Source organism: Rhodococcus sp. NPDC060090 (assembly GCF_042729855.1).
In the GTDB taxonomy this organism is placed as follows: domain Bacteria; phylum Actinomycetota; class Actinomycetes; order Mycobacteriales; family Mycobacteriaceae; genus Rhodococcus.
On the sequence record NZ_JBHWXB010000004.1, the window covers coordinates 230,248 to 251,624 of the forward strand.

The window sequence follows — 21,377 nt, forward strand, 5'->3', positions numbered from 1 at the left end:
ATGGTCGGCGTCACGCAGTCGCAACAGCCGACCGCGATGCGGGCGCGTAGCTGCTCACCGGGCGGTCCAGCCCGTAATGTCCACGCAGCGTCGTCGCGGTGTAGTCGGTCCGGAACAGGCCACGCTCCTGCAGGATCGGCACGACCAGCGCCGTGAAATCCTCCAGGCCGCCTGGCAGATACGGCGGCATGACGTTGAACCCGTCGGCTGCATCACTGGCGAACCAGAGCTGGATCTCGTCGGCGATCTGTGTGGGTGTACCGGCGAACGTGCGGTGCCCGCGCCCGCCGCCGAGCTTGGCGATCAGCTGCCGCACGGTGAGCTCCTCCTTCTCGGCGAGGTCCTTCACCAGCTGGTAGCGGCTCTTGTTGCCCTGGATCTCGTCGATGGGAGGCAGCGGCGGCAGCGGCGCGTCGAGTGAATGCTCGGTGAGGTCGACGCCGACCATCCGAGAGAGCTGGCGCAACGAGTAGGCGGGCGAGATGAGATCGGTGAACTCCTGTTCGAGGGCTTTCGCCTCGCCTTCCGTCGCGGCGATGAACGGGACGATCCCCGGCAGGATCTTCAGCGACTGCGGGTCGCGGCCCGCCTTGATGACACGGGCTTTCAAGTCTCGGTAGAACTCCTGTCCCTCGGTCAGCGTGCGTTGTGCGGTGAACACAGCTTCTGCATATTCCGCGGCGAAGTCCTTGCCGCTCTCCGACGATCCGGCTTGCACCAGGACGGGACGGCCCTGCACCGAACGCGGTGAGTTGAGCGGACCTCGGACCCGGAAGCGTTCACCCTGATGCTCGACTGCATGGACCTTGGAAGGATCAGCGAATCGACCTGTTGCGGAATCGAGTTCGATCGCATCGTCCTCCCAGCTGTCCCACAGTGCAACAGCGACATCGACGAACTCGGCTGCGCGGTCGTAGCGGCCCGCGTGGTCGGGAGTCTCGTCGTAGCCGAAGTTGCGAGCCTCGTCCTCACCACCCGAGGTGACGATGTTCCATCCTGCGCGGCCACCACTGATGTGATCGAGGGACGCAAACTTCCGAGCCAGGTTGTAGGGCTCGCTGTACCCGGTGGAGGCGGTGGCGATGAGACCGACGTGCTCGGTCACCACGGCCATTGTAGTGAGGAGCGTGATGGGCTCGAAGATGGCCTGCGTGTTGTGTTCGACGCGTGGCCCAACGGCAAGTCCGTCGGCGAAGAACACCGAGTCGAGCTTTCCACGTTCGGCGATCTGCGCGAGTTCCTGGAAATGCTTCACATCGAGGACCCGGTGGGCTTCGGTGCGGGGGTGACGCCACGCTGCTTCGTGATGGCCGACGCCCATCAAGAATGCGTTGAGGTTGAGTTGCTTCGGAGAGTGAGACATGACTACCTGCCCAGGGACGTTTCCGAATGGATGAAAGGCACGATCACTGCGAGACGCGCCAGCGTGAGAGCCTGCGTTCGACGGTCACGAGGATGCCGTTGAAGACGAGACCGACGATCGAGATCGCAATGATGCCCGCGTACATGTTCGGGATCTGGAAATTGAGCTGCGACGCGGTGATCAGATATCCGAGACCGGCTTTGGCGCCGACCATTTCAGCGGCGATGAGCACCAGGATCGAGGATGCCGCCGCCATCCGGATTCCCGTGAAGATCGTCGGCACCGCGGCCGGCAGGATCACCTCCTGGAACAGCCGGTACGACGGAAGACCCAGTGACCTGGCCGATTTGACCAGCAGCGGATCCACCGTGCGCACACCCGAGATGGTGTTGAGCAGGATCGGGAAGGTGCTCGCGTAGACCACGAGGGCAATCTTCGAGGTCTCGCCGATACCGAGGATCAGGATGAACACCGGAAGCAACGCGAGCGCGGCCGTATTGCGGAAGATCTCGAGGATCGGGTTGATGGTTTCGGCGACCGGCTTGTACCAGCCGATCGCCACACCGAGCGGCACAGCGAACACGAGCGCGATCGCGAATCCGGTGAGTGCGCGGGTCAGGCTTGCCTCCAGATGCTGCGCGAGCTGACCGTTGGTTGCCAATTCCCAGAACGCTTCCAGAACAGTGGTGAGCGGAGGCAGGAACACGTCGTCGACAAGACCCACGCGTGGCGCGATCTCCCAGAGGGCGAAGAACGCGACGATGGCGACGGCCGGCTTGAAGATCTTCCACGCCACTGCACGTCCGCGGCCCGCCGCGGTCGACGTGGAGGCAACGGCCGGCGTGTCCGCCTTCCGTTCGATGACGGACGCAGGCTCTTCGATGGGCCGGATCAGTGTGGAACTAGTGCTGGACATGATTCACCTCGGTATGTAGTTCGCTCCAGATGTCGTGGCGATGACGACGGAATGCGTCGCCGGACCTGACATCGTCGACGGTGCGATCGATCTCGATGTCGACGACGGTCTTGATTCGTCCCGGACGGGCGGTCAGGACTGCGACACGCTGCCCGAGGTAGACGGCTTCGTCGATACCGTGGGTGATGAACAGGATCGTCTTGCCTGTTTCCCGCCAGATCCGCAGCAGTTCGTCCTGCAATGATTCGCGGGTCTGCGCGTCGAGCGCCGCGAAGGGTTCGTCCATCAACAGCACCTCAGGGTCGAACGCGAGGCTGCGCGCGATAGCCACACGTTGCTTCATACCACCCGAGAGTTCATGCGGATAGCGGTCGCCGAATCCGTGCAAGCCGACGAGTTCGAGGTAGTGCTCGGCGAGTTCACGCCGAGCCTTCTTCTGCAATCCCTTCGCTTCGAGCCCGAATTCGATGTTCGAGCGGGCCGTGCGCCACGGGAGGAGCGCGTACTGCTGGAAGACGATGCCCCGGTCGAGTCCCGGACCCGATATCTCGCGGCCGTCCAGAAGGATTCGACCGGAGGTCGGTTCGCTCAGCCCGCCGAGAAGATCGAGCAGCGTGGACTTACCGCACCCGCTGGGGCCGACGAGGACGAGGAACTCGCCGTCCGCGAGATCGATGCTGACGTCGTCGAGTGCGGTCAATCGGCCGTTGCTGTCGCGAACGTCGAACTGCTTGGTCACGTTCTCCAGTCGGAGCTTCGGGGTCGTCTTCAGGATTGTCACTGCACTGCCTCCTCGACGGGTTCACCGTTCGGGCCACTGTTCGGGTCGTAGGTTCCGTTGGCGTAGGGGTTGAATTCGTTGGTGTAGACCTCGGAGGTCGTGAACGTGCCCTCGTCGAGTTCACCGTTGCGGGTCAGCCAGTCCAGCCACGTCTGGATTTCTTTCTCGGCGATCACGCCGCCCGGACCGGCAACTCCGGTGCTCTTCCAATAGCCCACGAGGTCGGTGTTCTCGTTGCGCCCGCGACTGTTGATGATCTCTTCGAACTCGGCGACCACCTCGTCGCGGGGAGTGGTCTGAGCCCAGCGGATGGCACGGGCGGTGCCCTGCACGAAATCTTCGACGGCGTCGCTGTTCTTCGCGATGAAGTCGTCGCGGAACACGTAGGTGCCGTAGCTGAAGGACCCGAAGAGCGATTCGTCGGTGAACAGAGGGCGGATTCCACCGCGCTCGAGAGCGGTCTCGCGGAAGATGCTACCGAGTGTTCCGACGTCGATCTGGCCTTCGCGTAGAGCCTGCTCGGTGTTGACGGGGGGCACCACAGTGAGCTGGACCTGTGCGATCTCCTCGGGAGTCAGCCCCTCCTGTGCGAGCCATTCGCGTGTCAGGAATTCGTGGTGGGCTCCGAGTGTGTTCATGCCGACCTTCTTGCCGATCAGGTCGCGCGCCTCACGGATCGGACTGTCGTCGAGCACGTAGTACCCGGTAAAGCTCGCCTTGTCAGAGCCGTAGGAGGCCAGCACTCCGGTGAGTGGAGCTCCTCCGGCCTGCGCTTTGATGACAGCGCCGTTGAACGCGGAGCCGAATTCGATCTGGTTGGTTGCCGTGTTCTGCAGCGACTGCGGCCCGTTGCCGTTGTCGCCGATCCATTCGAGCTCGACGTCTTCGTAGTAACCGAGGGATTCGGCGAGCTCCGGGAAGCCGACCTGCGCCGGCGAGCCTTCGTACCTCAGGACGGTCTTACCGTCGGCGGTCACGGCGGTATCCGAGCTCGACGAGCAGGCGGCGGTCAGTGAGGTCAGAGTGAGAAGTGCTGCAGCTGTAGAGACGGCGGTTACGAGGCGCCGGCGCAGCGTGTGGTGAGACATCGTGTTGGAGGTGTCCTTGCGTCGGCCCGTATGCACGGGCACCGGTTCGAGGTGGTTGCGGTTCAGCGACAACGGCTTGCGCGACAGCACGGACAGCTACACACGACGAGTTCCCTTCTGTTCGACGACGACCGTGCAAGCATCGCGATCTGTCACCTCACCGACAATGGTTCGACGCACGGCGAGCAAAAGACGCCACAGACGCGACCTTCGGTGCGCATCCTTCGTCGCCGAGCACAGACGCGCGCTCGATGGGCAAGAGCGTCGTGCCGACAGCACGCGGCTATCCGGTGCTGTCGCGGATATCAGGGTGCGTCACTCGACGCGATAGCGGCGGCCGAGGTCGTCGAGGCGCGCGCGAAGCCCTTCGAGAATGGGACGCTGCCCTTTGTGGAGCTTGAACTCGGCGTCGGGCAGCGACCACCACTGCGCGTCGTCGACCTCCGGAAACTGCTGCATTTTCCCCGACTTCGGAGGCCATTCGAGGTCGAACATATTGCTGGACAACAACTGCAGGTCTGTCTCGGTTTCGCCGGTGTAGACGCTCACGATCTTTCCGGACGGTTGCTTGTAACGTCCCAGCAGAGTCAACGGCACATCGGGAGCGGGAAATCCGCACTCCTCCTCGAATTCGCGTAATGCAACGTCGCGCGGTTCCTCCTCGTCGCCGTACTCGCCCTTCGGAACCGACCACGCGGCCTCGTCCTTACCCTTCCAGTACGGCCCGCCCGGATGCACGAGCCACACCTGAAGAAGGCCCGAGTCATCGATGCGATACAGCAGCAGGCCCGCGCTCGTGACGGTCATACGACGGCAACCGGCTGCCGAAGAATGGTTTTCAGCTTCTCCGGTGCGGTCCGCCGAGGGTCGCTCAGATAGATCTCGTGATGTTTGCCGTCGAAGGTGAAGCCTCGCTCTGGAATCACACGGTGATGAAGCCTCTCGAGAACCGGGCCTTCATCGTCGTAGGCGCCGATGTGCAGGATCTGTACGCATTTTCCCTCGGTCCACGTCATGGGATACAGCTTCGGCAACGCCGGCAGATCCTTCTTCGCCGCCGCGACAGACTTCGCCGAGTCGATCATGTCGTCGGTGATCCACGGCGGCTGGTTGATCATCATCGTCCACTTCCAGGCCTGCTTGTCGCGGGTGACGAAGGTCGACATGTCGTCGGCCCACCACAATCCCTCCAACGGCCCCACAACGGCGTCGCGCTCGAGGCTCTTCTTCGACGCGAACTTCACCGTGTAGGACACGCTGTACAGGGCCTCGACCGCCTCCGCATATGCCGAGCAGATGTTCGGGTCGCCATTCCCGTCGACAGCGAGGTACCGGAACTCGGGTACATCCACTTCCGTAAAGTTCTCGGACGGCGGAGAATACAAGTTCTTGTGTACACGTTTGACGTCGTACTTCTCCATACGCCTCTCGTCTCCGGTCCTGTTGCGTCGTAGCATCGAGGATATGCGCGCACCCGCGATGGCGGAATCGTTCGAAGAACACCGTGGCCACTTGTTGTCGGTTGCATACCGGCTCACCGGCAGCGTGGCCGACGCCGAAGACGCGGTTCAGGATGCGTGGCTTCGACTCGACAGTGCAGACGCCGACAGTATTGATGATCTGCGGGCGTGGTTGACCACCGTCGTGGGACGCCTGTGCCTCGACAGACTGAAATCGGCCGCGGTCCGCCGCGAGAAATACGTGGGCCAGTGGCTGCCCGAGCCGATCGTCACACCCCTCGCCGGCGCGACGCCGCCCGATCCTCTCGAGCAGGTCGTGCGCAGCGAGGACAACCGACTGGCGGCACTGGTTGTGCTCGATACCCTCACGCCCACACAACGGATCGCGTTCGTGCTGCACGACGGATTCGGTGTCCCGTTCGACGAGGTAGCGCGCATCCTCGACATCGAGGTTCCGGCGGCGCGGCAACTCGCGTCACGTGGTCGACGCGCCGTCTCCGACGCCCCGCCACCACCGTCCCCGAGCGAACACGAGCACGCGGTACAGCAGCTGATGGCAGCCATCGCCACCGGCGACATCGACAAGGTGATCGCGGCACTCCACCCGGACGCCCGCATGATCGGCGACGCAGGCGGAACCACGCGCACTGCAGTCAACGTCATCGTGGGCCCCGAGAACTTTGCGCGGTTCTTCCTCGGGCTCGTACGCCTCTACGGCGCGGAGGCACTCACGTCGCTCGAGCCCGCGCTCATCAACGGCGAGCTGGGGTTCCTCAATCGCGGGTCTGCCGGCGACGACACACACCGAGGGTTTCCCGGACGCGTCATGGGAGTCACTGTGCGTGACGGACGCGTGTGGGCCGCATACGACATGGCAAACCCGGCCAAGCTCGGCGGTGTCCGACTTCCGTCCGACCCGCAAGGGTGAACGTGGATCAGCGCATCGGCTTCATCAGGGAGGATTCGAACGGATGTTCCAAAAACCTTGAAGTTCGAATGCTTATTCGATAGAATTCGGACATGGGTGGGGAGCAATGGAAACTCGACAATCGTCAGCTGATGGCCACCACGCTCGCCGTCTGCGCCGAGATCCACACGCTGCAGGTGCAACGCGTCGATCTGGTCATCGACATGTTCGAACGCGACACCGTCCTCGAGCACGGCTACCGTAGCCCCGCGCATTGGCTGGCCGCTGCGACGAACCTCGAGATCGGTGAATGTCATCGCATCGAAGCACTCGCGAAGCTACTGCGGCTCGAACCGGAAGTACGCGAAGCGTATTCATCCGGATTACTCGACGCTGAGAAGGCCCGCCAGATCGCCTACTTCTGCCAGCACTACCCGAAGAACATGAACCCCTACGACTTCGAGAAGGCCCGCACCATCCTGCTCGAACACGCCAGCGAAAAGGTCGCGACGAAGGCTACCGTGCGAGCCCTGATCCGCAGACTCGAGCATCTCTTCGGCACCGGCGACGGTCCACCACCGGGTGAAGACTCGTCGCGTAACGAACTGTTCGTCTCCACCACCTGGCACGGCCGGGTGGTGATCAAAGGCGAGTTCGACGCCGTCACCGGTGCCCGCCTGCGGCATCTGCTCTCCCCGCTCTCCGCACCACGGCCCGAGACGGGCGGTGTGAAGGATGATCGGCCGGCGTCGAAACGCAACGCCGATGCGCTCGACCAGCTGTTGCAGTTCGTCGAAGCCGCCGGACTCGCCCCCGTCGAAGGCGGTGTGAAGCCGCATTTATCGGTCACCGCGTCGATCAAAGACCTCACCAACAACGCCGCACTGAAAGAACTGTTCGCGAACAGCCCCGAACACGGATATGCCACCGAACCATGGGCCGGACCGATCTCGATCGACGCCGCCCGCATGCTCGCCTGCGACTGCCACGTCACGAGCATTCTTCTCGACGAACACGGCGTGCCCCTTGTGCACGGCCGCATGCAACGCACGGCGACCGTCGCGCAACGTCGCGCCCTGGCGGTGCGGGACGGAGGATGCGCCTTCCCTGCATGTAGCACTCCGCCGGCGTGGACGGATGCGCATCACGTGGAGCATTGGGCCGACGGCGGCAACACCGACCTCGACAATTTGGTGTTGTTATGTGGTCATCATCATCGGTTGATGCACCACACAGGCTGGGACGTGAAAATTACGGAATCCCGGCGGCCGCAGTTCATTCCACCCGCGAGTGTCGATCTGTTCCGGACACCGATACCGGGAAACCGACCGGATCTGGTCGCCTGACCCACAACCGAACATCTCCAGCCAGCGTCACCAGGGCACCCGTGTGCCCTGGTGACGCTGGCTGCGTCGACACGCGTTACTTCGCGGACCGCGGCGTGATCACCGATTTCGTGCTGTCCTGAGTGTCACCGGCTGCCGGCGCTTCCGCCCACGGCACGCGACACGCATCGGTGCTGAAGCCCTGGTCGTGTATTCCGAGCGCCGAGTTCATCCGTGCGCGCATGTTCTCGAGCGCAATCTGGTACGTCAGTTCCACGACACCCGCCCGACCGAACCGCTGTTCGAGGTCGGTGACCTGCTCGTCGGTCACATCGTTCGCCACGTCGCCGGTCATCGCGTCGGCGTAGGCGATCGCGGCCCTCTCGTCGTCGCTGTAGAGATCCGAGGTCGCGTACTCGGCGATGCGCTCGAGCCTATCGGTGTCCAGACCGTCGAGCCGCTGCAGCATCGTCCCGAAATCCACGCACCACGAGCAGCCCACCGTCCACGCGGTGCGGTACACCGCGATTTCCCGGACGTTCTTCGGCAGCACCTTCGATGCCCGATCGACGAGCATCTCGTGCAGACCGCTCGCGCGCAGCAATCCGGGGTGGTACGCCACCACGGTGAACGGCTCGGGAATCTGGTCGAACATTCGCCCTGCGACCTTGTACATCGCCTTCGTCGTCAATCCGGCCTGGCCCGGGGCCAACGGTGGTATCCGTGTCATGGCCTGTCTCCTCCGTCGTAGTTTCGTCCTCCACCTTGTGGACGAAACACCGCACCCGGATGTGACACGGCAGCCGAACACCGCGGATGCGCAGCGACTACGCTGCAGAAATGCCAGATTCGTCGAACTCGCGACAGGCTCGCACCGTCGCTCGCCTGCGACCGTTCGCCTCCACGATCTTCGCCGAGATGACCTCGCTCGCCGTCGAGCACGGCGCGATCAACCTCGGGCAGGGCTTCCCCGACACCGACGGGCCACCCGAGATGCTCGAGGTCGCTCGTCGCGCGATCGCCGATGGGGTCAACCAATACCCGCCCGGGTCCGGGATGCCCGCGTTGAGGACGGCGATCGCCGCCGACCGGTCGGTGCGCTACGGCCTCGACCACGATCCCGATACCGAGGTCCTGGTCACCGTCGGCGCGACCGAGGCCATCAGCGCTGCACTGCTCGGTCTCGTCGAACCCGGCGACGAAGTGCTGCTCACCGAGCCCTACTACGACTCCTACGCAGCGTCGGTCGCGATGGCAGGCGCGACCCGACGGACTGTGCCGCTGACTCGCTCGGGCAGCGAGTTCGCTCTCGACGTCGATGCGCTCCGGGACGCGGTCACGGACCGCACCCGCATGCTCGTCGTCAACACCCCGCACAACCCGACAGGAACCGTGTACGACGACGACGCGCTGGCCGCGATCGCCGAACTCGCGTGCGAGCGCGATCTGCTGGTGCTGTCCGACGAGGTCTACGAACACCTCGTCTTCGACGGCCGCCATCACACTCCCGTCGCGTCCCTACCCGGAATGGCCGAGCGCACGATCACGGTGTCGAGCGCCGCGAAGACCTTCAACGTCACCGGCTGGAAGATCGGGTGGGCGATCGGCCCCCGCGCCCTGATCGACGGAGTACGCGCGGCCAAACAGTTCATGACGTTCGTCGGCGGCGCGCCGTTCCAGCCCGCGGTCGCGCACGCGCTCACTCACGAGCAACCATGGGTCGCATCGATGCGTGAGGACCTACAGCGCAAACGGACACTGTTGTCGGGCGCGCTCGTCGAGGCCGGTTTCGACGTGCTCGATTCGGCGGGTACGTATTTCGTCTGCGCGGACATCACGCCGCTCGGCTTCCGCGACGGGGTTTCGTTCTGTCGGTCACTGCCGGAGAAGGTGGGTGTCGCCGCAGTGCCGGTGAGCGTGTTCGTCGACGACACCCCGGCATGGAATCATCTGGTGCGTTTCGCGTTCTGCAAGCGCGATGATGTTCTCGCCGAAGCGGTCCGGCGACTTCACGGTATCGGGGAGGAATTGTAGACGATGTCGGCACCGACGATTCCCTCCGATTTCGTCAGCCGAGCAGTGAGTGTGGCGGCGGACGACGGCATCGACCTCACGCCGGCACTCGACGCAGGCAGGATCAGCCGAGCGGTACTCGCCCAGCCGCACGCGCGTCTCACCCCCGAGCAGGTCAGCCTGTTCACTCGCGCAGTCTGGCAGATCACCGACGACGAGCTGTTCGGACTCGGTACCGGTTCGGTACCGCGCGGGTCGTTCCGGATCATGACGTTGACGTTGATCCACTGTCCGGACCTCGCGCATGCGCTCGCTCGCATCATCGAGGTCAACCGGGTCCTTCAGGGACTCCCGAAGATGAGTCTGTCCATCGGCGAGACGAGCACCTACCTCGATGTGGGCCTTCCCGCCGAGGTGACGGAAAAGACCCGCGTGACAGTCGATTTCCTCTTGATGCTCATGCACCGATTCGCGGCATGGCTCGTTGGCGGCCGAGTACCGCTCGTGTCGGTGGCGCTGCCGTACACCGAGCCCGATCCCGTCCTCGCCCGCAGCTACGACGCGATCTTCGGTGTCCCCGTCACCTTCCTTGCGGGCCGCGCCGCCCTCGAAATCGACAGCGCCGCTCTGAGGTCGCCGATCATCCGGTCGGAGGAAGCACTCGAGGAATATCTGCGAGACTCCCCGAACCTCATGCTGTCGGAGCGCGACTACGAATCGACGGTCTCCACCCAGGTACGCAGGATCTTCGAGTCTGGCATCAAGGGTCGCACCTCGACCGCCGACGAAATCGCCGACATGCTCGCGGTGAGTCCACCGCATCTGCGGCGACTGTTGCGTCAGGAAGGCACCTCCCTCGGCCGACTGCGCGAGGAAGTGCTGTGCGACCTTGCGATCGCCGGACTACGACGGGGCGAACCGGTGGACAACCTGTCGGCCCGTCTCGGATTCTCCGAGCCGAGCGCATTCCGACGCGCGTTCAAGCGGTGGACGGGCAACACGCCGCGCGCCTACCGGGCGCACGACTGAGAAGTGACCCCGGCAAGCGGCTGTCACACGATGCAGAACTCGTTGCCTTCCGGATCGGCCATCGTGATCCACTCGTAAGGCCCCTGGCTGCCACGATGCAGCATCGTGGCGCCCGCGCCTGCGAGCCGCTCGGCTACCACCTCTCGACCGTCTCCCGCCTGGATATCCAGGTGCATGCGGTTCTTCACCGTCTTTCCCTCCGGGACACGCTGGAACAACATCCGGGGCCGGTGCGGGTGGTCGGGGTCGGCGATCGCGGCCCCGGCCCGCCACACGAGTGTGCCGTCGAAAATTTCGGTGTCTTCCTCGCGTGCGTGGCCGGCCGCCACCAGTCCGCGGATGAAGTCCTCGTCGCTGGGTTCGACGCGCCATTCGAGCGCTTCGGCCCACCATCGCGCCTGAATGTGGGGGTTGCTGCAATCGACTGTTACTTGAAATTCGTATCCCATCTCACGACCCTAACGCCGACCTCCGACAGGGCTCCCCGCTCGACGCGCAACCCGACGAACTGGGCGTTCTCTGCCGCATGCCCTGTATGTCGGGTTGCATAACCGGCCTCGGAGTGAGACGGTCGAGAGGAACCATCGTCGATCCTCGAGAGGGTGATTCGGAAGACATGCGTACGGTCGTGAAGGACGAATATCCGACTCGCAACCGAACTGTTTCGGAATCCATCGCGCGAAAGGATCCTGTCGTCTGGGGCTCCGCCACCGGACCACTCGATTCCTGCGCGGTCGCGGAATACGAGAAGAGCGGATTCCACACGGCGAAGACACTTCTCGCCGCCAACGATGTCGGCAATCTACTGGAAGAAACATCACGACTCGGTCGTGAGCTCGGCAACGACGAACGAGTCATCCGCGAGCAGGGCAGCGGTGATGTGCGCTCGATCTTCGACGTACACCGCCTGAGCACACTCGTGGACAGAATCATTCGACGTCCCGAAATAGTGGGTATGGCAAGACAATTGCTTGATTCGGACGTGTACGTCCACCAGTCCCGTCTCAACGTCAAACCCGGATTCCGGGGTGGTCCGTTCTACTGGCACTCGGACTTCGAGACGTGGCACGCCGAAGACGGCATGCCGACCCCCCGCGCGCTCAGCATCTCGATCGCATTGACCGAAAACTACGGATTCAATGGCGGATTGATGATCATGCCTGGTTCACACAAGACGTTCGTCTCGTGTGTCGGCGAGACTCCGGACGACTACTACCGAGAGTCGCTGGTCACCCATGTCCCGCCGACAGGGTCGCCCGACGAAGACACCCTGACCCGGATGAGCGCCGAGTGCGGCATCACCACGTTCCGCGGATCTGCGGGTTCGGCAACGGTTTTCGATTCGAACTGCATGCACGGATCGAACGGGAACATCACACCGCTCCCCCGTTCCAACCTGTTCGTGGTGTTCAACAGCGTCGAGAACACGCCTACCGAGCCGTTCGCGGCGAGCAAGCCGCGCCCGTCGTACCTCGGTAGCAGGGACTTCACGCCCCTGGCCTGAACCGCCCTGGTCTGGACTGCTCGGCTCTGAGCTGCGCCGCCACCGCCCCGGGATCGTCGACCTGCAACGACAGGCGCGATACCGAGGCGGTGGCGCGTGTGTGTTCGAAGAAGGCCGGTCGCCGGACCTCGACGGGTTCGGTCAGCACCGGCCAGAGGATGATTGGGACCTTGTACTCCCGCGACATCCACGTCGGGGAGTTGATTTTCCACAGTGCCAAGGGCTGTCGATATACGGCGGTTCGGTTCACGCAGCGGCTCGTGAATGCTGGCATCGCCCGTTCACCGGCAGTATCGGGATAATTGATCTGGATCAATGAAGTAAATTTCTGCGGTCTCTACGCTGAGCTTGTCGACCAGAAGCGCTGAGGCGCGATCGACGTCGAAATTCAGTCGAGGAGGACTGCAGTATGAATACCACTACCACCACACACACCGTTCTTCGCGCCGAAGGCTTTTCTTGCCCATCCTGCGTGGCGAAAATCGAGAAGCGGGTTAACCGCTTGAAGGGCGTCAAGAAGGTGGAGGTCCACTTCGCGTCCGCTCGCATCGAGGTCGATCACGATGCAGAGGTGGCGTCGGTGGACGACATCGTCGCAGCCGTAGCCAAGGCGGGATACACCGCCCGGCCCTCGGCATTTTGATTACGTCCGCCCCCGGGCATCCCAGATCAACCGGCCGAGGCGGGCACGGACAGATCCCAGGTCTCACGTCTGAAAGGACGTAGCGTCGTGAACAGGTTCCAACGGTGGATCTACGGCAAGTGGTCGGTTCCCACCACCGCCGGTGCGCTGATTGCCATTTCTCTGCTCCTCGAGCATGTGCTGAGCGAGTCGCTCAATCCCACTGTCGGGCCCCAGTGGTGGATCGACGCCGCGGAGCACTCCACCACGTCCCCGGTCTTCACGCTGGCGAACGCACTGATGCTCGCCGCGGCGGTAGTGGCCGGCTACGGCATTGTTGTCGCGGCGTTGCGCGCCCTGACGGTCAAGCACCTCGCCATCGATCTTCTGGTCTCGATCGCGGCGATCGGTGCGATCATCATCGGCAACTTCTGGGAAGCGGCTGCGGTCACGTTCCTGTTCGCCATCGGCCACGCGCTCGAGGCAGCGACCATCAACAAGACTCGCTCGGCTCTGGCCGAACTGGTGGCCGTGGCCCCGGACACCGCTGTCGTCATGCGCAACGGCGAACAGCAGCAGGTTCCCGCGTCCGAGGTCAGGATGGGCGAAATCGTTCTGGTGAAGAACGGCGCCAAGGTCCCGGTCGACGGACAGGTCGTGGCCGGTACCGGCGCGATCGACGAGGCCTCGATCACCGGTGAATCGATCCCGGTCGAGAAATCCAAGTCGGATCAGGTCTTTGCCGGTACGGTTTCCCGCGGTGGTTTCCTGCAGGTGCTTGCCACCGGCATCGGAGCCGACACGACCTTGGCCCGCATCATCCACCGTGTGGAGGACGCTCAGGACGCCAAGGCCAAAACCCAGGCGTTCATCGACCGGTTCTCCACCTGGTACACCCCGGCCGTCATGGTGCTGGCCCTTGTGGCCGGGCTGATCTCCGGCGACGTCGTCCTGGCACTGACCCTGCTGGTCATCGGTTGCCCCGGCGCGCTGGTCATCTCCATTCCGGTCGCGATCGTCTCCGGTATCGGCCGTGCCGCCCGCAACGGCATCCTCATCAAGGGCGGCGAGTTCCTCGAAACCTCCGCGAAGATCTCGGCCGTGGCGGTCGACAAGACCGGAACCCTTACCGAGGGTCGGCCGCAGCTGACCGACGTCGTGGTGTTGGCGCCCGACCTCGATCGTGTCGAGGTGCTGCGTTGGGCCGCAGCCGCCGAGGCAGGGTCGGAGCACCCTCTCGCCCGCCCGATCCTCGACACCGCCCGCGCCGAGGGAGTGGCGCCGAAGGGTATTCCAGGCACCGTCACCCCGGTGCCGGGCAAGGGCATCGTGACCGATGTCGAGGGCAGGCAGGTCCTCATCGGCAATATGCCCTTGTTGGAGCAGTACGGCGTCATCGACGACGTGGACGCCGCGGCCGCGGCAAGAGAACTTGCCGCGGCGGGTAGGACCCCCATGATCGTGGCCGTCGACAGTGCGGTCATCGGCGTCGTCGCTGTGGCGGACCAGATTCGCCGGGACGCGCCGGAGATGGTCCGGCGATTGCACGACGCCGGCGTCGAGAAGGTCGTCATGCTCACCGGTGACACCCGACTGGTGGCCGAGGCCGTCGGCAAGGCGACAGATATCGACGAAATCCACGCCGGCCTCCTTCCCGAGGACAAGCTGGACGCGGTGTCGGAGTTGCAGCGGCAGGGACACACGGTGGCCATGGTAGGCGACGGCGTGAACGACGCCCCGGCCCTGGCCACCGCGGACATCGGGGTGGCCATGGGAGCGGCAGGTTCGGCCGTCGCCGTGGAGACCGCGGACATCGCGCTGATGGGCGACAACCTGCTCAAACTCCCGGAGTCGATCGGGTTGGCCAAGCGCACGGTGGCGGTGATGCAACAGAACATCGCGATCGCTCTGTTCACCGTCGTCGTTCTCTTGGCGGGTGTCTTCTTCGGTGGTGTGACGATGTCGATCGGGATGCTCGTCCACGAGGGTTCGGTGCTCATCGTGATCATCAACGCCATGCGACTGCTGCGAAATACGCAGGGTTCCACCGCGAACCCCCAGAGAAAGCAGATCCGAGCGGCAACCGACGCCGAGACGATTGCTGTCTGAAACCGAAGCCGGGCGTGGCCCGTCACCCCGGACCCCGCGCGGTACCGACAACCACCATCCACCCGCGACAGATCACCACCAACACACGCAAGGAGTGTGCAATGAGCAAGCAGAACTTCTCCCTCGAGGGCAACGTCGAGCATTTCACGATCGAGGACGTGGCCCGGGCCAACCCGGACTTCCGCAAGGTGCTGTGGACCGGCAAATACGCCCAGATCGTGGTCATGACCATCCCGGTCGGCGGTGAGATCGGGGATGAGGTCCACGAGAGCACCGACCAGATCCTGACCTTCGTCTCCGGAACAGGCGAAGCCGTGCTGAACGGGCACACCCACATGGTCGAGGCCGGCGATCAGTGCGCGGTCGCCGCGGGTGCTCGCCACAACTTCCGCAATATCGGCGACGAACCTTTGGTGCTGTACACGATGTACAGCCCGCCGGAGCACGCCGCCGACGGCGCCTATGCCACCAAGGAAGAGGCCGACGCGGCCGAGGCCGCCGGCGAGGACGAGCCCCCGCATGCCTAGCGAAGGATTCCTCACGCATCCTCACCACCGCGAAACCTGACACCGCACGCGAACTCGGCCGGGCGCCCGTCCAACCCACGGACGAGAGTCTGGAGAAGATCACCGAAGTAATCGGGTACGGCCTCGTGGACCCCACCGTGACGGCGCGCTACGGCCTGGACGACACTGCCCGGGCGATCGCCGCCGTCGAGGAAGGGCACACCGTAGGCACGCTCGTCGTCGAGCCGTGACCTGACCGGCGGGGACAGTACGCCGAACGCACCGGGCAGCCGATGAGCTCGCTGCTCGCACGACGCGAGCAGCGAGTACCTCGGAAATGGTGGTGCTCCGGCAGGTGGCGCGGTCGGATGCCCGAAAGGGGTCAGATTTCAGGCGGCGTTGACAGCGCCGCAATTCGTAAGCTCCCAGAGAGCCAGGAGTGAGGGATCCTGAGCGCTCAGGAGTATGATTGTTGGCCTTGCTGGCTCGTCACCGTGGTAAGTAGAAAGACGCTGTCGGCGAGGGCCAGCACCGAATGGCGTTCATGGGTGAGAATCCACAGTTCGCCTTCGCCGAATTCCCCTTGAGACTCCTCTTCGAGGTCGACGCGAACTCGTCCCGCGAGTACTTGGAGGCTCGCCGCCGGCGGGGAATTGTGTTCGGCAAGCCGGGTGCCCTCCCGAAGTGCGATCACCGTCTGACGGAGTGGTCCATCATTGGCGACGAGTGCGGCGCTGCGGCCGTGTTTGTCCGTTCGCGCCGTGGAGAGATGGGATTCGGTCAGCTCTCTGAGATTCGCCATGATCGTCCTTTCAGCGTGCCTGCTGGGTCTGTCTCAACCTACGTGGGCGAACCGATCGAACTTCGTCGTGGTCGACACCCGCCTGCGATCCGCGGCCGCCGCAGCCGCCGACGTGATCGCGGCAGCTTCCCCAGGAGCGAAGCGACCCGAAAACCGGCAGCGACTCGCCTCGAGTATCCGTATACAGCGGATCCGGCTGCACGTCGGAGGTGTTCTTCAGCAGACCGTCGATGATGTAGACCATGGGGCACGCTTCACCGTCGAACTGCCCATACCCACCACCGGGCACTGACCCGCTGCGTTCCGAGCCCGAGGGAAAGAACGCAGGACTGCTACCGCGAACGCGGTAGCCACCCGAGAAACCGACATCTGTCGAGCCGACGGTCAGGTGACCGAAAGCTGCTTGCCCCTATACATGGGTACAGGGTTCAGAATAGCGGTATGCGCAGAAGCGAGCTGGCAACCCGTGCCGGAGTCAACGTCCAGATACTGCGATACGTCCAGACACTGCGATACTACGAACGCCGGGGCCTGCTGGCGCAACCACCGCGGTCACCGTCGGGGTATCGGGCCTACCCGCCCGGCACCGGTGGTCCGGTTCATAAAACGAGCCCAAGCCCACGGGTTCAGCCTCGACCGGACAAGGCACGCCGGGCAGTGCGGTGGGGAGAAGACCGGTGACGGGTGAGGAGCGGCGATGACCTCGGGACGCCTCCACGGTGACGCGGCGCACGATCACGACCATCGGTTCCGATGCGTGAGCCTCGTGCCGTTGTTCGCGGCGCTGTCGGAGAAAGACCGGCATCGGATTGCCGAATCAGCGGTCACACGACGGTACGAACGCGGCGAACACGTCTTCCGGGCCGGGGACCGGCTGGACCTGCACATCGTCCATCGGGGGCGGGTCAAGGTGTACCGGCTGCTCGAATCCGGCAGTGAACAACTGATCCGTATCCTGGGGACGGGCGAGTTCCTCGGCGAGACCGCGGTGCTGTCCGAAACGGAAGTCGACCACTTCGCCGTCGCCCTCGACGACGCGGAGGTGTGCTCGATCGACCGGCGCCGGATTCTCGCCGTCCTCACCGAACGGCCGTCGGTGGCGGTGACGATGTTGCAGACCGTCTCGCAACGGTTGTCGGCCGCCGAACAGATGGTGTCGTCGTTGACCGGGCGGTCGGTCGAGCAGCGACTGGCCGAGCATCTGCTGCAGCTGGCATACGATGCAGATTCGCTACGGTTCCGCTTGCCGTCCAGCAAGAAGGACCTCGCCTCGTATCTGGGCACGACAGCAGAAACGCTCAGCCGTCGGCTCTCGGCGTTGCAGAAGGCCGGGGCCATCCGTCTCGGCCCCGGTCGATTCGTGGAGATCTGCGACGAGCAGGTGTTGCGGTCCGGTGCCCACGCCGGCTGACCGACGACCGAAACCGGGGGTGACCCGGCTGCGGACCTGGGGTGCGGGGTGAGAACAGGGATCAGACGCCGATGAGCGAACCCATGCTGAAGGCCAGGGTCGCGATCGCCCCGGCGCGCATCGATGTCCTGGACAACCCCCGAAACACCTCGGCGACGACTACCTTGGTGGCGCGGTCCTACACTCCGCCCCGCGCCCCGGATCCACTGAAAAATCTTGACTACAAACCTACTACACCCCTCGGGTGTGGACAGGGGCGTCCGGGTCCGGCCACACCGACCGAGGAAGGTATCCGACGGTATAGGCGCTCACGAATGTTCCCTTCGGGCGACAACTCGGCCGCCACCCGTCACCCCAACCCCGCAGGTCGGTCGCCGAGGATTCCTGATTCCGGCCGAAACGCATATCGATGCCTCTTTGGCGAGGGTGAGCGCGGCGCGCTCACGGTCGGTGCACAGGTCGGTGTCACGCCAGGCGGGCAGGACGGCGATGCGATGCGGTGATTCCCGCCCGCGAGGGCGTCGCGGGTGTGCGCGTGGAGACAGTAGGCGCAGCCATTGCGAGCAGGCCACGTCCGTCGTACCTCGGTAGCAGAGACTTCATGCCCCTGTCTTGAACTGCTCTGCTCTGAACTGTGCGGCCACCGCCTCGGGATCGTCGACCTGCAACGACAGGCGCGATACCGAGGCGGTCGAGCGTGTGCGGTCGAAGAAGGCCGGTCGCCTGACTACGACGGGTTCGGTCAGCACCAGATCCAGACAGGTGCCGTCCGGCCCCGGAAGATACAGTGCATTGTCGGCGACGGTCTGAGACGTGTGCTCCCACCGCCTCCGTGCGACCGCTCGACCGACCTCCCGCGGGTCGAGCTCCACGATCACCTGATGTCCGGCCCGGATCGTCAGTCGTGTGTCCGTCAACAGGTGCGGATGTGTGATCCGACCTGCGAGAATCCCGAAGATCTGAATGAGTCCCCAGACTGAGAGCACAAGCAGTGCGGTACGGATCGCAGGCCATGGCACAAGCACGTGAACGACGGCTGTTTCGATGACGCATGCGACGAGGAAGGCCATCGGGATCCCCATCGTGCCCCTCGTGTATCCGACCGGCATCACGCCGGGCCCCGCGCCGTCGTAGCGTCGGTGGACAAAGAGCCATATCGCGCGGTAGCCACGTATCTCGAACCGAATGAGGTCGGCTGCGACCCTCCCGGTGATCTCTTCGAGCACCACATTCCACTCCAGTCCCTCTCGTCGTAGCGATCGGATACGCAGCACGGTGACGACGCCGACCACGATGCCGAGCGGAATTTCGATCGCCAACCACAATCCGAGCGCTGCACCCGCGCTCAGAATCCCGAGTGCGGCGAGCGCTGCATTGACGACAGCCACCAGCAGCGTGATCGCCACGGTCACCCCGTGCAGTCGACGTGCTCCCGCCCCGATCATCGTTGTCCTCCCGCCGCCTCGGCGACCATCGCGATGACCAGGATCGCGACCGCCCGCTGCGCGGGATCGGGAAGGACTTCGGACATCATCGGCTCGCCGTTCGCCGCATAGCCGGCCGCGGTCGCGGCCCATTCCGCGAAGACGCCGTCGCCGCGATCGGTGAGCACGGTGAGGAATCCGGCCAGCTCTGCTGCAACCGCCTCGATTTCGTCTGCGACATCGCCGGGTACGCGACCTGCGAGCGCTCCGAACCTGCGATACAGGGCCACCACGGAGTCCCGCTGCGCCGGGTCGGTGAGCACCGCGGTCGCGGCATCGAGGAATTCCTGCGGGGCCTGGCCGGAGAGCGCGACGATCTCCCAACTGTCACGCTCGTGTTGGAAGACCTCCCGTGTCCGTGGATCGTCCTCACCATCGATGATCTCGGCGAACGCGCGCACCAGCGGTTCGGGCAGCGGTGAGAGGTTCTCACCGCGGCGATGGCCCTCGAGCATCATGGCCAGTGCGTGCCGTTTCCCTTCGAGCGCGTGCAGTTGCGCATCGAGGTCGACGATCAACGCCTCGAGATCTGCGGTGAGGTCGTCCCGCGCCTCACCGTCGTGAGCTGCGCCGACCACCGTCGGGATCGCGCCGAGAGGTACGCCCGACCCGGCCAGCCAGCGGATGCGCAGCAGACGCACGAGATCCTCCAGCGAGTACACGCGGTACCCGTTGGAGGACCTCGGTGGTTCCGGCAGCAACCCGAGCCGGTGGTAGTGCCGGATCGTGCGTACGGTCGTGTCTGCGGCCGCGGCCAGTTCGCCGATTCTCATGACCCCAGCATCAACCCTGACGTTACGTCGGGGTCAAGTTTCTACGAACGGCGAGTGCGCACCGCATCCGCGAGACGGTCGAGCTGATCGACGGTGGTCGCCCAGTCGATGCAGGCGTCGGTGATCGACTTGCCGTACTCGAGTTCGTTCGACTTGCCGAGCGTCAGGTCCTGGCGGCCGGCTTCGATGAAGCTCTCGAGCATGACACCGACGATGCCCTTCTCACCTGCGACGATGCGCTCAGAGATGTCGGTGACGACGTCGATCTGCCTCTCGTGGTTCTTGCTGCTGTTGCCATGGCTTGCGTCGATGACGACACGCTCCGGCAGACCGCCCTTACGCAGGCGCGCCATCGTGTCGGCGACGGTCTCGGCGTCGTAGTTGGGTCCCGCACTTCCGCCGCGCAGGATGACGTGGCAGTCGGGGTTACCGACCGTCTCGATCAGCGCAGCCTGGCCGTCGAGATCGGTGCCGGGGAACACGTGGCTCGCACCGGCGGCACGCGTGCCATCGACAGCGACCTGCACGTCACCTTCGGTGGAGTTCTTGATGCCGACCGGCATGGACAGCGCGCTGCACAGCTGACGATGCACCTGGCTGGCGGCGGTGCGGGCACCGATCGCGCCGTAGGTGACCAGGTCGGCGTAGTACTGCGGCAGGATCGGGTCGAGGAACTCGCAACCGACGGGCAGGCCGAGGCTCGACACATCGAGCAGCAGCTTGCGGCCGATGCGCAGGCCCGTGTTGATGTCGTAGGTACCGTCGAGGTGCGGGTCGTTGAGCAGGCCCTTCCACCCCAGCGTCGTGCGAGGCTTCTCGAAGTACACGCGCATCACGATGTGGAGGTCGTCGCGCAGTTCGTCGGCCTTCGCGGCCAGTTTGCGGGCGTAGTCCATCGCGGCCACCGGGTCGTGCACCGAGCACGGGCCCACGATGACGACGAGGCGATCATCGGTTCCGTTCAGGATGCCGACGGTGTCGGCGCGGCCCGCACGCACGGTCGCGGCGGCGACTTCGTCGGGTGCGTGCTCGGCACGCACGACAGACGGTGCCGCAAGGGGGCTGATCCGCACGGTGCGCTGCTCGTCGAGATTTGCAGTGGAGATGCTGTTCGTCTGGGTACTCATCGGGTTCTCGGTTCCTGTTCCCAGGCCGACCCTCGAGGATGCTGCGATCTCCAGCGAGCCGGTCTGTCATCCGGCTCGTAGGTGGAAGAAGTCAGCGCGTGGTGACGCCGACCGGCCCACCCGGGGCCGGCCTGCTAAACCAGAAATATGCGCGCTG

The 21,377-nt window shown here is 64.5% G+C and carries 22 protein-coding genes and 2 pseudogenes; 11 read left to right on the plus strand and 13 right to left on the minus strand.

Features of this window, described 5'->3' with window-relative positions:
• Positions 1–10 precede the first annotated feature (10 nt).
• From ACFWCF_RS07645 to ACFWCF_RS07670, 6 genes are all read right to left on the minus strand, one after another.
• Positions 11–1,363: an LLM class flavin-dependent oxidoreductase gene (locus ACFWCF_RS07645; protein ID WP_378559194.1), complete on the minus strand. Its 1,353-nt coding sequence runs from the start codon at positions 1,361–1,363 to the stop codon at positions 11–13.
• Between the two features lie 43 nt (positions 1,364–1,406).
• Positions 1,407–2,279 (minus strand): ABC transporter permease, encoded by an 873-nt coding sequence (locus ACFWCF_RS07650; RefSeq protein WP_378559198.1) that lies wholly within the window; start codon positions 2,277–2,279, stop codon positions 1,407–1,409.
• On the minus strand, positions 2,266–3,051 hold the full coding sequence (locus ACFWCF_RS07655) for an ABC transporter ATP-binding protein (RefSeq protein ID WP_378559441.1): 786 nt from the start codon (positions 3,049–3,051) through the stop codon (positions 2,266–2,268). Before ACFWCF_RS07655 ends, ACFWCF_RS07650 begins: the two co-directional genes overlap by 14 nt.
• A 5-nt stretch (positions 3,052–3,056) precedes the next feature.
• Positions 3,057–4,148: an ABC transporter substrate-binding protein gene (locus tag ACFWCF_RS07660; protein ID WP_378559444.1), complete on the minus strand. Its 1,092-nt coding sequence runs from the start codon at positions 4,146–4,148 to the stop codon at positions 3,057–3,059.
• A gap of 315 nt (positions 4,149–4,463) precedes the next feature.
• On the minus strand, positions 4,464–4,955 hold the full coding sequence (locus tag ACFWCF_RS07665; RefSeq protein ID WP_378559201.1) for an NUDIX domain-containing protein: 492 nt from the start codon (positions 4,953–4,955) through the stop codon (positions 4,464–4,466).
• Positions 4,952–5,569, minus strand: a complete 618-nt coding sequence (locus ACFWCF_RS07670) for a GyrI-like domain-containing protein (RefSeq protein WP_378559204.1) — start codon at positions 5,567–5,569, stop codon at positions 4,952–4,954. Before ACFWCF_RS07670 ends, ACFWCF_RS07665 begins: the two co-directional genes overlap by 4 nt.
• A gap of 43 nt (positions 5,570–5,612) precedes the next feature.
• Between ACFWCF_RS07670 and ACFWCF_RS07675 the strand changes: the two genes are divergently transcribed.
• Positions 5,613–6,536, plus strand: a complete 924-nt coding sequence (locus ACFWCF_RS07675) for a sigma-70 family RNA polymerase sigma factor (RefSeq protein ID WP_378559207.1) — start codon at positions 5,613–5,615, stop codon at positions 6,534–6,536.
• A gap of 92 nt (positions 6,537–6,628) precedes the next feature.
• Positions 6,629–7,861: a DUF222 domain-containing protein gene (locus tag ACFWCF_RS07680; RefSeq protein WP_378559210.1), complete on the plus strand. Its 1,233-nt coding sequence runs from the start codon at positions 6,629–6,631 to the stop codon at positions 7,859–7,861.
• A gap of 76 nt (positions 7,862–7,937) precedes the next feature.
• Here ACFWCF_RS07680 and ACFWCF_RS07685 read toward each other — a convergent pair whose 3' ends face one another.
• Entirely contained in the window at positions 7,938–8,570 is a 633-nt protein-coding gene (locus tag ACFWCF_RS07685; protein ID WP_378559213.1) for a carboxymuconolactone decarboxylase family protein, read from the minus strand.
• A gap of 110 nt (positions 8,571–8,680) precedes the next feature.
• On the opposite strand from ACFWCF_RS07685, the gene ACFWCF_RS07690 reads away from it, so the two are divergent.
• A complete protein-coding gene (locus ACFWCF_RS07690) occupies positions 8,681–9,874 on the plus strand; it encodes a pyridoxal phosphate-dependent aminotransferase (protein ID WP_378559216.1) in 1,194 nt (397 codons plus the stop codon).
• 3 nt (positions 9,875–9,877) lie between these two features.
• Positions 9,878–10,882, plus strand: coding sequence for an AraC family transcriptional regulator (locus ACFWCF_RS07695; RefSeq protein WP_378559220.1), 1,005 nt, complete (start codon positions 9,878–9,880; stop codon positions 10,880–10,882).
• Between the two features lie 23 nt (positions 10,883–10,905).
• On the opposite strand, the gene ACFWCF_RS07700 is transcribed toward ACFWCF_RS07695, so the two are convergent.
• A complete protein-coding gene (locus ACFWCF_RS07700; protein WP_378559223.1) occupies positions 10,906–11,331 on the minus strand; it encodes a VOC family protein in 426 nt (141 codons plus the stop codon).
• A 167-nt stretch (positions 11,332–11,498) separates the two neighbouring features.
• Between ACFWCF_RS07700 and thpD the strand changes: the two genes are divergently transcribed.
• From thpD to ACFWCF_RS07725, 5 genes are all read left to right on the plus strand, one after another.
• Positions 11,499–12,386, plus strand: a complete 888-nt coding sequence (gene thpD / locus ACFWCF_RS07705) for an ectoine hydroxylase (RefSeq protein WP_378559226.1) — start codon at positions 11,499–11,501, stop codon at positions 12,384–12,386.
• A gap of 409 nt (positions 12,387–12,795) precedes the next feature.
• Positions 12,796–13,029, plus strand: a complete 234-nt coding sequence (locus ACFWCF_RS07710; RefSeq protein ID WP_054713719.1) for a heavy-metal-associated domain-containing protein — start codon at positions 12,796–12,798, stop codon at positions 13,027–13,029.
• A 222-nt stretch (positions 13,030–13,251) separates the two neighbouring features.
• The gene (locus tag ACFWCF_RS07715; RefSeq protein WP_378559447.1) at positions 13,252–15,117 is read left to right on the plus strand and encodes a heavy metal translocating P-type ATPase; all 1,866 of its coding nucleotides are present in this window, start codon (positions 13,252–13,254) and stop codon (positions 15,115–15,117) included.
• A gap of 101 nt (positions 15,118–15,218) precedes the next feature.
• A complete protein-coding gene (locus tag ACFWCF_RS07720) occupies positions 15,219–15,644 on the plus strand; it encodes a cupin domain-containing protein (RefSeq protein WP_132472406.1) in 426 nt (141 codons plus the stop codon).
• A 17-nt stretch (positions 15,645–15,661) separates the two neighbouring features.
• Positions 15,662–15,874 carry a zinc-binding dehydrogenase gene (locus ACFWCF_RS07725; RefSeq protein ID WP_132472510.1) on the plus strand — a complete coding sequence of 71 codons (213 nt, stop codon included), beginning with the start codon at positions 15,662–15,664 and terminating at the stop codon, positions 15,872–15,874.
• A 206-nt stretch (positions 15,875–16,080) separates the two neighbouring features.
• Here the strand turns inward: ACFWCF_RS07725 and ACFWCF_RS07730 are convergent, their stop codons facing one another.
• Entirely contained in the window at positions 16,081–16,425 is a 345-nt protein-coding gene (locus tag ACFWCF_RS07730) for a cupin (protein ID WP_132472408.1), read from the minus strand.
• A 145-nt stretch (positions 16,426–16,570) separates the two neighbouring features.
• Positions 16,571–16,666 (minus strand): annotated as a pseudogene (locus tag ACFWCF_RS07735) (Tn3 family transposase); the annotation flags it as partial.
• A gap of 200 nt (positions 16,667–16,866) precedes the next feature.
• Here ACFWCF_RS07735 and ACFWCF_RS07740 point away from each other — a divergent pair.
• Both ACFWCF_RS07740 and ACFWCF_RS07745 read left to right on the plus strand, forming a co-directional pair.
• Positions 16,867–17,062 (plus strand): annotated as a pseudogene (locus ACFWCF_RS07740) (MerR family DNA-binding transcriptional regulator); the annotation flags it as partial.
• 60 nt (positions 17,063–17,122) lie between these two features.
• Positions 17,123–17,836 carry a Crp/Fnr family transcriptional regulator gene (locus tag ACFWCF_RS07745; RefSeq protein WP_054713716.1) on the plus strand — a complete coding sequence of 238 codons (714 nt, stop codon included), beginning with the start codon at positions 17,123–17,125 and terminating at the stop codon, positions 17,834–17,836.
• Positions 17,837–18,435: 599 nt separating this feature from the next.
• On the opposite strand, the gene ACFWCF_RS07750 is transcribed toward ACFWCF_RS07745, so the two are convergent.
• Genes ACFWCF_RS07750 through ACFWCF_RS07760 form a run of 3 tightly spaced genes read right to left on the minus strand, consistent with a single transcriptional unit; the run spans position 18,436 to position 21,220 of the window.
• Positions 18,436–19,281: a hypothetical protein gene (locus tag ACFWCF_RS07750; RefSeq protein ID WP_378559232.1), complete on the minus strand. Its 846-nt coding sequence runs from the start codon at positions 19,279–19,281 to the stop codon at positions 18,436–18,438.
• Entirely contained in the window at positions 19,278–20,093 is an 816-nt protein-coding gene (locus tag ACFWCF_RS07755; protein ID WP_378559235.1) for a MerR family transcriptional regulator, read from the minus strand. Before ACFWCF_RS07755 ends, ACFWCF_RS07750 begins: the two co-directional genes overlap by 4 nt.
• 41 nt (positions 20,094–20,134) lie before the next feature.
• Positions 20,135–21,220, minus strand: coding sequence for a 3-deoxy-7-phosphoheptulonate synthase (locus ACFWCF_RS07760; protein WP_378559238.1), 1,086 nt, complete (start codon positions 21,218–21,220; stop codon positions 20,135–20,137).
• Between the last annotated feature and the right edge of the window lie 157 nt (positions 21,221–21,377).